Source organism: Gallibacterium genomosp. 3 (assembly GCF_001678475.1).
Lineage (GTDB): Bacteria > Pseudomonadota > Gammaproteobacteria > Enterobacterales > Pasteurellaceae > Gallibacterium > Gallibacterium faecale.
In genome coordinates this window covers 1-11668 of sequence record NZ_JTJR01000055.1, presented here as the reverse complement: position 1 = coordinate 11668, position 11668 = coordinate 1, and the positions used below count along the sequence as shown (strand labels likewise).

11 protein-coding genes and 1 pseudogene are annotated in these 11668 nt (G+C 39.0%); all 12 read left to right on the top strand.

The annotated features are described in order from the left end of the window. Positions 1–32: 32 nt before the first annotated feature. Positions 33–386, top strand: a complete 354-nt coding sequence (locus QV06_RS11365; protein WP_065238239.1) for a DUF2513 domain-containing protein — start codon at positions 33–35, stop codon at positions 384–386. 53 nt (positions 387–439) lie between these two features. Continuing rightward, positions 440–655 carry a hypothetical protein gene (locus QV06_RS11360; RefSeq protein ID WP_065238238.1) on the top strand — a complete coding sequence of 72 codons (216 nt, stop codon included), beginning with the start codon at positions 440–442 and terminating at the stop codon, positions 653–655. A 122-nt stretch (positions 656–777) separates the two neighbouring features. Further along, positions 778–2577, top strand: a complete 1800-nt coding sequence (locus QV06_RS11355) for a tape measure protein (protein WP_065238237.1) — start codon at positions 778–780, stop codon at positions 2575–2577. 15 nt (positions 2578–2592) lie between these two features. Next, on the top strand, positions 2593–4005 hold the full coding sequence (locus tag QV06_RS11630; protein WP_082985103.1) for a phage tail tape measure protein: 1413 nt from the start codon (positions 2593–2595) through the stop codon (positions 4003–4005). After that, positions 4005–4337 carry a phage tail protein gene (locus QV06_RS11345; protein ID WP_065238236.1) on the top strand — a complete coding sequence of 111 codons (333 nt, stop codon included), beginning with the start codon at positions 4005–4007 and terminating at the stop codon, positions 4335–4337. Before QV06_RS11630 ends, QV06_RS11345 begins: the two co-directional genes overlap by 1 nt. Then, positions 4334–4984, top strand: coding sequence for a phage minor tail protein L (locus QV06_RS11340; RefSeq protein WP_065238235.1), 651 nt, complete (start codon positions 4334–4336; stop codon positions 4982–4984). Before QV06_RS11345 ends, QV06_RS11340 begins: the two co-directional genes overlap by 4 nt. A gap of 4 nt (positions 4985–4988) precedes the next feature. Then, a complete protein-coding gene (locus QV06_RS11335; RefSeq protein ID WP_065238234.1) occupies positions 4989–5696 on the top strand; it encodes a C40 family peptidase in 708 nt (235 codons plus the stop codon). Then, the gene (locus QV06_RS11330) at positions 5638–6354 is read left to right on the top strand and encodes a tail assembly protein (protein ID WP_082985102.1); all 717 of its coding nucleotides are present in this window, start codon (positions 5638–5640) and stop codon (positions 6352–6354) included. The genes QV06_RS11335 and QV06_RS11330 overlap by 59 nt, the downstream gene beginning before the upstream one ends. Before the next feature lie 15 nt (positions 6355–6369). Further along, a complete protein-coding gene (gene gpJ / locus QV06_RS12055; protein ID WP_245174292.1) occupies positions 6370–6984 on the top strand; it encodes a TipJ family phage tail tip protein in 615 nt (204 codons plus the stop codon). Positions 6985–7281: 297 nt separating this feature from the next. Then, positions 7282–10032, top strand: a complete 2751-nt coding sequence (locus tag QV06_RS11325; RefSeq protein ID WP_245174291.1) for a host specificity protein J — start codon at positions 7282–7284, stop codon at positions 10030–10032. A gap of 2 nt (positions 10033–10034) precedes the next feature. Beyond that, positions 10035–11150, top strand: a complete 1116-nt coding sequence (locus tag QV06_RS12050; RefSeq protein ID WP_065238233.1) for a tail fiber protein — start codon at positions 10035–10037, stop codon at positions 11148–11150. Between the two features lie 12 nt (positions 11151–11162). Beyond that, positions 11163–11668 (top strand): annotated as a pseudogene (locus QV06_RS11315) (tail fiber assembly protein); the annotation flags it as partial.

The following is an 11668-nucleotide window of genomic DNA, read 5'->3' as shown; positions in this document are numbered from 1 at the left end:
TCTACTATACCTAAAAAAGCTAAGGATAAAAAATGAAACGAGATTGGGAGCTTATCCGTAAAATTTTGTTAAAGCTTGAACAAAAGGTTGATAATACACCATTAGACAGTGAAAGTATTAAAGGCTTTCCACCTGATGTAGTGGGGTATCATTATCAGCTATTATCTCAAGCCGAATTGATTTGTATAGAAGATAATTCCACAATGGGCGATGCGGATTTTGTTGCTATTAATTTGACGTGGCAAGGACACGAATTTCTTGACAAAATCCGTAGCGACACAGCGTGGAATAAAATTAAACAAATCATTAAAACCAAAGGGATTGATTTATCGTTTGATGCGATCAAGTTAGCGGGGAAAAGTTTATTGATTTCTTTGCTGAAATAGCTTGACTGCCCGTAGGGATTTGGTAGATTGAACTTATGAATAGGAGGTGGGCGATGAATGAATTTAGTACCTTTTTTGTTTTAGCAATGATAGGTTTTAAGAGAATATTTGCATTTATCTTGCTTCTTCTTGTCGGTATGACTTATTGGTATTTTGGTTCAGCATTGATTGATCTTATTCCGCTAAGTAATGAACATTATCGAGGGTTTATTATATGCGCTAATTTTACCGGGTATTCCTCTAATATTATGTGTTATTTGGATTATTAAAATTTTACGTGATCCAACGCCAACTAAAGAAGAAAAAATAAATCGATTATTTGGTCGATATTGAGTAATCAGTTAATAGACATAAGCTCGCTATTTAGCGGGCTTTTTTTATGGAGGCAAGAATGTCAACATTAGGTGAATTGGCGATTAAGCTAGGGTTGGATACTGTCCAATTTCAGAATGGTCTAAAAAAAGCAGAGTATGCTGCACGACAAACTTCAGAAAGAACCCAAACCTATCTCAAGAATATTGAAAAAGCGGCAAATTCATTAAATGATACTAATAAATGGGCGAGGTTGGGGTTTCTCGGGGGACAAGGGCTGAGTGGTGCGAAATCATTCTTAGCCTATGCAGAGGGTTATACTGAAATTGGTAACCGTATGCGTTTAGTACATAGCAATGCTATTGCAAGTACACAAGCACTTCAATCCGTCTTTGATATTTCAATGCGAACAAACCAGTCTGTGAATGCAACTTCAGAGGTGTATCAACGTTTTGCACAAAATGCTAAAGAATTAGGCATTAATCAAGCTCAAGTGGCGAGTTTAACTGAAACAGTTTCAAAAGCCGTAGCTATTTCTGGAGCAAGTACTGCCTCAGCTCAAGCAGCATTAATGCAATTCGGACAGTCATTAGCTAGTGGTATATTTCGAGGACAAGAATTTAACTCGGTAATGGAGCAAACACCGGGGCTTGCGATGGCTATTGCAAAAGGTCTTGGGGTAACGACAGGCGAATTACGGCAAATGGCAAATGATGGCAAGCTCACAATGGATGTAATTATTCCTGCACTTGAGAATGCTAAAGCCAGTGTAGATAAAGATTTTTCAACAAGGGTGCTTACCCTTTCTGCTTCTTTTGAAAACTTAAGAACACAAGCAATAAAATGGGCAGGAGAAGCTAATGAAACAACAGGAGCTGTTAGATTATTATCAGAAGCGGTTGGAGTGGCGTCTGAACATTTTGATTTTCTTGCTAGAAGTATGCTTTATATTGGTGGGGGAGCGATTGCAGGACGATTAGCAAATACAGTACAAATAACTCAACAACAAGCAATAGCTGCAAAAGTAGCTGCAATGAATGCTCAACAGAAAGCAACGGCAGATAAATTAGCCGCTCAATCAACAATGAGTCTGCTACGCGCACAGTTAGAGTTAACTACTGTTGAGAAAGAGCGAGCTATTTTGCACAACCAAATTGCATCACAGAAAAAAGAACTTATCAGATTAACTAATGTTGAAACCGCAGCAACACAGAAACTGACTGTAGCCAAGCGACAAGCCAATTTTATAACTCGGTCATTTAATAGTGTTTTGGGTCTTGTTGGTGGACCTATCGGTCTTGTAACAGGGGCGTTGACTGTTGGAGCTATGGCTCTGTATGAATGGTATGCCAAAACGGAACAAGCCAAATTAGAAAATTTAGATTTTGCAAAAAGTTTGGATGTGACGGCAGAATCATTAAAGCGTCTTGATAATGTACGTCTTGAATCAAGTATGGCTAAAATAAAAGAGGCTATTAAAGAACAGACATTAGAAGTTAGTAAGTTGACTCGGGAATATGATGAGTTATTGCAAAAATCTAAAGTTAAAGGTGTTTGGGCGGTAGATGATTATACTGGAAAAGATATTTATATTGACCAAAGTGGGCTAGCAGATGTTGCTTTAAATAAAGCTCGAATACAACGTGAAAAGTTAAAAGAGGCGGAGGAGCAATTAGCTAAGTCTAAAAAGGATTTAATTGCATTAGAAATTGAATTAGGTAATCGGTTATATGAAACAAACGGTATTTTAGGACAATATGCTCAATATTCAGATACGTTAAGAAACAAAACCTTAGATGCGATATCACCAATAGCACAATTTACAGATGCAATGGCAGGATTAGGTGCTCAAATACATTTAGTTAACCAAGCATCGTAGGGATTTAATCCAAAGATGTTAGTTATTAGAACATCTGAGGTGGCAAAATCTATCGCTAAATCACAAGAAAGTCTTAAATTAAATACGCTTAAAGGAAAAGAACTTGCAGCATATAAAGCTAAACTTGCATTAAGAGATCGTAAAGTTAATGAAGGAGATGCAGGATATAACGAAGCGTATAATGCTGAGTTACAGTATCAAATTAGTACTCTAAATAATAAACATAGTGGTCCTGATTACAAGAAACAATACACCGACCAGTTAACGGATATGCAAAACCGTATTGCACAGCTAAGAGCTGATACTGAGGATATTAAGCTGTTCGGTGAACCTAGCCAGTACCAAGAGTTTAATAAACTACAACAAGACATCACCGCTAATGCAGAAAAATATGTAGCCTATGGTGTGGAAGGTGTAGCGAAATTGAAAGAAATGGCGCGTCAAATTGATAGTGAAACGCAGAAAAAAGCGATTGCACAGTTCGGTATCAATAATAATCAACAGCTGAATGCAATGGAATTTGAATTGAGGTTGTTGGGTAAAACTCGTAAAGAACAGGATTTAATTCAGTATAACCATCAATTAGATCTTGAAGCTGCTCGCCTTAAAATCGGTATGTCAAAAGAGAATGCTGCACAATTAGATGCGGAAATTATCAAGCTAAAAGAGCGTAGAGCTGAAATTGAAAGACAAAAAGAGTTAGCACAGTCTAATTCATTACTAGGTTTGCAAGATGGTTTAAATCAATTTGGTGATGCAGCTAACAATGTCATGGGAAATGTCTCTCAAATTACGCAAAATGCACTTGTGGGTATGTCTGATGCGTTAACAGATTTTGTGTTGACGGGAAAAGCTAATTTTAGAGATTTGGCTCAATCCATTATCAAAGATATTGCTCAAATGACAATGCGGATGTTGGTTTTTAAAGCAGTATCTTCAGCATTTGCTTTATTCTCTGGTGGTGGTAAAGTTGGTGCGGCTGGCGGATATGATGCGTTTGGTCAGCTATTGTATAAAGGCGGTTTGGCTGGTTTTGATGTGGGAGGCTTTACTGGTTTAGGGGGCAAATATACTCCTGCGGGGATTGTCCACAAAGGCGAATATGTTATTACTAAAGAAGCAACAAGCCGTATTGGATTAGATTATTTAAACTATCTGAATTATGGTGGAGCTTTTTCGGGGCGCCGTGGTTTTGCCAATGGTGGCGGTGTCGCCGTGCCGAAAGTGCCTACATTTACACCGAAGCAACAGAACGCTAATATTGATATTAAAGTAATTAATAATGGTGAGCCAATGGATGCGAAAGTTACTCAGAAACAACAAAGAGATCAACTACACGTAACCGTTGAATTGATCCGCAAGATTGCAAAAGAAGAAGTCCGCACAGGAATTATGAATAACTTACGGCCAGGAGGAGTATTTGCATAATGGAAACGTTTAAATGGTGTGTACGTGTCGGTATGCAGATAGATAACCAACCAACGGTAAATGTGGTGAAGTTTGGTGATGGTTATGAACAACGCCAAGCGACAGGTATCAATAGCTTGCTACGAAGTTATCCAGTCGTGATAAGAGCAAAAAGAGGTGAAGAGCATCGAGAAATCGATGCTTTTTTTATGCGTCATAATGCAGTTACGCCATTTTTATTTAATGACCCGTACACAGGACAACAGAAGAAGGTCGTATGTGAAAACTGGAAAGCTACAATGAATGTCAGCACAGTAGAGTTTAGTTGTACGTTTAGAGAGGTGGTTGCATGAGTATCTACGGAACACTACAAGCGTTTGATGCGTCTGCATGGGTTGAGTTGTATGAATTAGACCTAACAAAATTTGGTGACGTGGTTTACCGATTCCATAATGGGATGAGTGAACTCAAGCAGGCGATTATCTGGCAAGGAAATGAATATGCGCCTTACCCAGTACAAGTTGAGGGATTTGCGGTTGATGGCTTAAATCCAGTTAGACCCACAGTGACATTTAGTAACTTAGGCGGTGCAATAACACTTGTGCTTGCAAAACTTAAAGGCATTGAGGGAGCTAAATTTATCCGCAAACGCACAAAAGTGATTTATCTCGATGCGGTGAATTTTGAAAACGGCAATTTAACTGCTGACCCATATGCACATCTACCAGATGATGTGTTTTATATCTCTCAAAAGAAAGAAGAAAACCACTTACAAGTGAGTTTTGAGCTTTTACCTGCGACCGATTTAGAGGGAGTGAAATTACCTCGCCGCCAGATTATTGCGGATTATTGTCAATTCCGATATCGAGGTGAACAGTGTGGCTATACAGGTGGATTACCAACTTGTGGCAAGACGCTAGATGACTGTAAAGCGCATTTTGGTGAATGGAGTGAATTGCCTTTCGGAGGTTTCCCAGCGGTTGCTTATTTGAGGATTTAAACAGATGGATAAACATATCAAAGCTGCAATACAGCACGCAAAAGAGTGTTACCCGCACGAAAGCTGCGGGTTTTTTATTATTAAGAACGGGCGAAAAAAATATATTGCTTGTGAAAATCTTGCCAAAGATGGGCTGGATGAATTTGTAATTGGGGTTGAAGATTACGAAAAAGCCGAGAAACAAGGTGAGATTGTGACTGTTGTTCATTCGCACCCTGATAGTGATTGCTTACCATCTGTTACGGATATAGATGCCCACGCAGTATCGGGGTATGAATGGCTAATTATTGGCGTAAATCAAGATGAGATTGAATTACACACAATGCCCGCCGTAACAAATATAAAGCTATTATTCGGACGGAAATTTATTCACGGCTTAACAGACTGTTATGCGTTCATTCGAGATTACTACAAACAAGAATTAGAGATTGATTTACCTGATTTCACAAGACTAGACGGTTGGTGGAATGAAGGTGGCAACCTTTATCTAGAGAATTTCGCCAAAGCTGGGTTTGTTGAGGTCGAGGACTTACAAGAAAACGATGTCATATTAATGACAATTAGCGCACCAGTGCCAAATCATGGTGCAGTGTATCTTGGTGATGGTGTGATAGGGCAGCATTTGTACGGGCGATTATCAAGTAAGGATATTTATGGACAATATTACAGAAACAGAACAACGCATATCTTGCGATATATTGCGCAAAGTTAAGCTAAGAGGTGAGCTGGGTAAACGTTTTGGCAAAGTACATAAGTTAGCCGTTGATACGCCTGCCGAAGCAATCCGAGCATTATGCGTATTACGAAAAGGATTTCGAGAATTCTTAGAAAAGTCAGAAAAGTACGGCATTCGTTATCGTTTTTTAGTCAAACAGCACGCATTATCTAGTGATGATGCAGACAGTTTTAATATGCAATACGGACGACAAACCGATTTTATCTTAGTGCCAGTATTACAGGGAAGAAAAAGTGGTGGTTTGTTCAATATTATTTTAGGGGCAGCATTGATAGGCTTTTCTTTTTGGAATCCTTTTGGTTGGTCGGCAATAGCGACTTCAGGCTTTTTTGGAAGTGTTGCTCAAATGCCTTTTTTAATGGGAACAGCATTGGTACTAGGTGGCGTATCGCAGATGTTAGCTCCAACGCCAAAAATGGACGGTCCGCAAGAATCGCCAGAGAACAAACCCTCTTATTTATTTAACGGTGCTGTCAATACCACGCAACAAGGACAACCAATTCCCTTATTGTATGGTCGTTTAGCGGTGGGAAGTGCGGTTATATCGGCGAGTTTGACAGATAAAGATATTCCGATAGAAACAGATATAAAATCAACGAATAATTCAACTCTTAATGGGGTATCTTCTAAGTGAGCGAGGTTATAGGACATGCAAATTGTTGGTCGTAAAGGTGGTGGAAAAGGCGGTGGTGGTGGCGGAAGAATACCTGTTGAAGCCCCAGACAGCTTGCGCAGTAAACAGTACGCAAAATTTGTTGAGGTAGTGTCATGTGGGGAAATACAAGGTCCAGTTAATGGTGCTAAGTCAGTTTATTTTGGTGATGTGCCATTACAAGATAGTAACGGAAATTACAACTTTAAAGATGTGGTGATTGAGTGGAGAAACGGTGCAGTTAGACAGTCTAGAACATCAATAGGTAATACGATTGAAACAACCTCAGATGTTAATACAGAAGTAAAACAAACTTATCCGATTGTACGGGTCATTACAGCGGAAGAAGCAGATTTTGCACGTATATCAATTAAAGTACCAAGATTAACTGTGCAGAATAAAGAAAATGGTGATGTTAATGGTACAACAGTTGATTTAAAAGTGGAGTATCAGCCGAATGGTGGTAGTTGGATTGATGCGGGAAATATCACGATTTCGGGGAAAACGACATCAACATATAGCCATACACACTCATTTAATTTATCAGGAAATGCGCCTTGGAATGTACGCGTTACTCGTTTAACACCAGATGCAAATACAGCCACTATCTAAAACCAAACTATTTGGGCAACTTTAACTACAGGTTTTTACGAAAAACTCACTTATCCGAGTACGGCTTATATCGCAGTACAAATTAATGCGGAACAATTTAGTTCTATTCCAACGCGTGCGTATGATTGTAAAGGTATAAAAGTCAGAGTACCGAGTAATTATAACCCAACAACAAGAGCGTACAGTGGTGATTGGAACGGGCAATTTAAGGTTGATTGGACGGATAATCCTGTATGGATTTATTACGATTTAATCACTAACGAGCTGTACGGTGCCGGGGAATATATTAAAGACTCTATGTTAGATAAGTGGTCTTTATATCAAATTGCTCGATATTGCGATGAATTAGTTCCCGATGGTTTTGGTGGTAGGGAACCTCGTTTTGCCTGTAATGTATATCTTCAAACAAGAGAAGAAGCCTATAAATTATTAAAAGACCTTGCTTCAGCGTTTCGTGCGATGAGTTACTGGGCAAGTGGAACGCTTGCTTTAGTACAAGATGCACCGAAAGCCCCAGTGTATCAATTTAATAATACAAACGTTGTTAATGGGACGTTTACTCGTGCGGGAAGCAATATTAAAACGCGACATAATGTTGCTTTAGTGACCTGGAACGACCCAAACAATATGTTTAAACAAGCGGTTGAGTACGTAGAAGATGCAGAAGCGATTGTCAAAATGGGCTATGTATCAGAAACAGAAGTGGTCGCGTTTGGTTGTACGTCAAGAGGGCAAGCAAGGCGTGTAGGGAAATGGTTGTTATTCACCGAACAACATGAGAGTGAAGTTGTAACTTTTAGTGTTGGCCAGGATGGTGTTATTCCTATGCCGGGTGACATTATCCAAGTATCTGATGTCCATCGGGCTGGAGAGCGAATGGGTGGTCGAGTAAAAGACAGCTCAACAACATCAACAATCTTGTTAGATGCAGAGATTACGCTTGAGCAAAATCAACACTATATTATTTGTGTAATTAATCAAGACGGCAAACTTGAACAGCGTAATATCACAAATCGCGGTACAGTATCTAGTATTAATGTAGATGCCGTATTTAGCACGATTGCACAGAATAGCACATGGATTATCTCGAAAGCGGATTTATTACCAGAGCTTTATCGTGTTGTTACCATTGCTGAAAATAGCGATAGTACATTTACGATTAGTGCAGTTGACCACAATCCGTCAAAGTATAACTACATTGAACGAGATTGGGCATTTAATGAACGAGATACAAGCAATCTTACGCTTAATACGGGAGTAAGAGATGTTGTTATTACTGACGAGATATATAAAGGTCTTGGAAATACTGTACTAACACGCATTGTTGTGAGTTATGCACCCGCAACTAGCACTACATCACGCTATCAATTAAGTTATCGTGAGGGTAACGGCAACTGGGTAACATTGCCAATTACCAATGATGCAACAATCGAGATTCCGAATGTTAAAGACGGTGGTAATTATCAAATCAAAATTGATACTGCGAACGTGCTGGGTACATGGACAAAAGCGATAACTACTTATAGCTATAATCCCATTGGTAAACTTAGACCACCAAATGATGTGACAGGGTTGGAGAGTTATGTCTTATCGCAAGAAGGCTGTTTTATTAGCTGGTCAATGGTACCAGATATTGACTTAGACCACTATGAAGTGAGAACGGGGCAATCATTCGAAGCATCAACATTAGTCGCAAAAGTTAAGGCGAATGAGCTTAATACCGGTTTTATCACAAGTACTACACATCGTTTCTGGGTAGTAGCGGTTGATTCGTCAAATGTACACTCTATTAATCCTCAGTTTATTGATGTGGCGATTAACTCAGGTAACGTACCAGAATTAACGGCTGAAATTGTTGGCGAGGAAGTATTGCTGACATGGTCAGAAGTAACTCACAATTCATTTGCTACGGAGATGTATGAAGTTAGACGAAATAACCAAGTCATCGCAACAGTAAAAAGCACATCGTTTAAGTTTAAGGCGGATTATTCAGGCAATGCACAATATTCCGTGACAGCGATTGACTTGGGAGGTAATCGAAGTGAATCGGCAAATGCTGAATTAGTGATTTATCCACCAAATTCCGTGCAAATCTCACAACAAGTGATTGATAACTACGTAATGTTGAAATGGACAAATGCGCGTACATCATTACCGATAGTTTATTACGAACTCTATAAAGGTGATGATTTTGCGACTGCTGAATTACTGACTCGTATTGATGGTTTAGCGTTTCCGCAATTCGAAACTAAAGCAGGACGTTATAAATATTGGGTGCGAGCGGTTGACAGCGCAAGTAATCGTGCGGTTGAGCAATTTATACTCGCAAATGTCAGTGAGCCACCAGATTACGTCCTGAAATACGATTATAACAGCGAGTACGGCGGTACATTTAGTAATGCACGTACTATTGATAACAATCTCCATTTACCAATCAACACGACGCAAACTTGGCGACAACACTATGAGATTAATGGATTTACAAGTCCGCAATCTCAAGTTAATGCTGGATATCCATTGTATCTACAACCAACAGAACAGGTAGGTAGCTACGAGGAGGTTATTGACTACGGCACGATTTTAGCATCAAGCAAAATCACAATTACGCCCAAAGTGATAAGTAGTGGCACTTATAAGATAGCGTATTACATTGCAGTACGAGGAGCAGAAACAGAAGAATGGCGAGAGCATACGGAAGCATCAATTTATGAAACGAAGTTTAGATATTTGAAATTTAGACTTACAGTAACTGAAGTAACAGAGCCTGTCATCATTGATGATATTAATATCAAACTCGATCAAAAAGTAAAAACTGATGGTGGAACAGTGCACGCAAATGCAAATGATACAAACGGAACGTGGGTAGATTTTAGTGTGCCATTTATTGATGCGAGCTTACCAGTACTGACACCACAAGCAACAGTACCAATGTTTGCAGTAAGTGATTTCAAAGATGAGCCATACTCGACGGGCTTTTATGTATTTTTGTTTGATAAAGATGGTAACCGAGCGAGCGGTAACGTTGGCTGGGTAGTGAAAGGAGTATAAATATGGCGGATTATAAAAAACCGACAGTAGATAGTAATTACATTGATTTTGTTGATGAATTGCATCAAGCGGTTAATGCAACCGCGACATGGAATGATGGGGATAATCAGAATATTCCGACTGGGGCGAAGCGATGGAATGATACTAGCAAGATTTTTGAAAAATTTAACGGCACTCAATGGGTGCCGTTGTCATCTAGTTATCATCTGCCTGTTGAATGGAGCAGTATTATTAATAAACCTATTTTTAGCTGGGAAAGTATTGCTAATAAACCATCTTTTAATAGTAGTGTAACAAGTGATTCGGAGCGGGATTTTGCAACGCCGAAAGCGGTTAAAACAGCGTATGACAAAGCTGTGGAAAGTAGTAATACTGCCAATACAGCACAAACAACAGCTAATCAAGCTGTGTCAAAAGCAACAGCAGCGCAAACAACAGCAGATAATGCACAAGCAACTGCTAATAATGCTATTCCAAATAGTAAAAAGTCCTCTAATACTAATTCAGATAGTGAAGATACTGTAGCGACAAGTAATGCAATTAAAAAAGTTTTTGATAAAGTTGTAGAAATGTCAAAAGGTACAATACAAATTGATGCAATGGTAGGGATACCTCTCCCGTACCCACTTGCTATAGTGCCAGATGGTTTCCTCGCGTTTAATGGACAGTCTTTTAATACAAGATTATATCCATTGTTAGCCAAAATATATCCTTCAGGGATTTTGCCTGATTTGCGTGGTGAGTTTATCCGTGGTTGGGATAATGGTCGAGGTGTTGATAGTGGGAGAAATTTATTGGATAACCAGCAGGGAACATTCATGACATTTACATCAGCATCAGAAGATCGATATAGACGAATTTCAGGTATAGGCTTATGGAATGGTGGTAGAACGGCAAAAGAGGGGGCTGAAATATTAAATATGGATACTTTTGATGCCTCACAATTAACTTCTGGATTTCCGGGATATTGGGCGTCTATTAATTATATTGCGCAGGGCGGGCTAAATGGCTCTTGGATTAGCACTACATCACAAAATAATATGGGGTATCAATCAATCTATCTTGGGCAAGCTAGACCGAGAAATATCGCATTTCAATATATCTGTTTAGCAAGATAAAGGAGATTAACAGTGACAATAAAATTTGATGAACAAGGATTTGCATTAGAAAGTGGAATGGTTACTGTCTATGTTACGGATAGTAATGGGCATTATTCTCACAGCGAAGAACAATTTGTAAGCATAGGTTGTAGTTTATCAGCGAATGCTTATCTTGAAAAACCATTAGAGAATAAAGAAAATTTTGTAATTCGCCGAGTCGCAAATAGTTGGGAATATGTCGAAGATCACAGAGGAAAGACATATTATTCTATTATAACAGGTGAGAAAGTGGAAATTAGTGATGTAGGCAAAGTTTCTGAAAATCTAACAGTGCTTGAACCGATGAACTGTCCGTGTAAATGGAATGGTGAAAATTGGGTGATTGACGAAGAAAAACAAGCTGAACTATTAGCGACACAGCAAGCTGAAATATGGGAACGTATCAAAGAATATAGATATAATCGTGGTCTAGGCGGTGTATATATAAAAAGCGTTGATAGATGGTTTCAGACAGGCGAAGAAGAGAAAACCAAGTA

Bases quoted from the DNA above. Each gene is read 5' to 3' on its own strand.
- QV06_RS11365 (WP_065238239.1), top strand. From the start codon at position 33: ATGAAACGAGATTGGGAGCTTATCCGTAAAATTTTGTTAAAGCTTGAA.
- QV06_RS11360 (WP_065238238.1), top strand. From the start codon at position 440: ATGAATGAATTTAGTACCTTTTTTGTTTTAGCAATGATAGGTTTTAAG.
- QV06_RS11355 (WP_065238237.1), top strand. From the start codon at position 778: ATGTCAACATTAGGTGAATTGGCGATTAAGCTAGGGTTGGATACTGTC.
- QV06_RS11630 (WP_082985103.1), top strand. From the start codon at position 2,593: ATGTTAGTTATTAGAACATCTGAGGTGGCAAAATCTATCGCTAAATCA.
- QV06_RS11345 (WP_065238236.1), top strand. From the start codon at position 4,005: ATGGAAACGTTTAAATGGTGTGTACGTGTCGGTATGCAGATAGATAAC.
- QV06_RS11340 (WP_065238235.1), top strand. From the start codon at position 4,334: ATGAGTATCTACGGAACACTACAAGCGTTTGATGCGTCTGCATGGGTT.
- QV06_RS11335 (WP_065238234.1), top strand. From the start codon at position 4,989: ATGGATAAACATATCAAAGCTGCAATACAGCACGCAAAAGAGTGTTAC.
- QV06_RS11330 (WP_082985102.1), top strand. From the start codon at position 5,638: ATGGACAATATTACAGAAACAGAACAACGCATATCTTGCGATATATTG.
- gpJ (WP_245174292.1), top strand. From the start codon at position 6,370: ATGCAAATTGTTGGTCGTAAAGGTGGTGGAAAAGGCGGTGGTGGTGGC.
- QV06_RS11325 (WP_245174291.1), top strand. From the start codon at position 7,282: ATGTTAGATAAGTGGTCTTTATATCAAATTGCTCGATATTGCGATGAA.
- QV06_RS12050 (WP_065238233.1), top strand. From the start codon at position 10,035: ATGGCGGATTATAAAAAACCGACAGTAGATAGTAATTACATTGATTTT.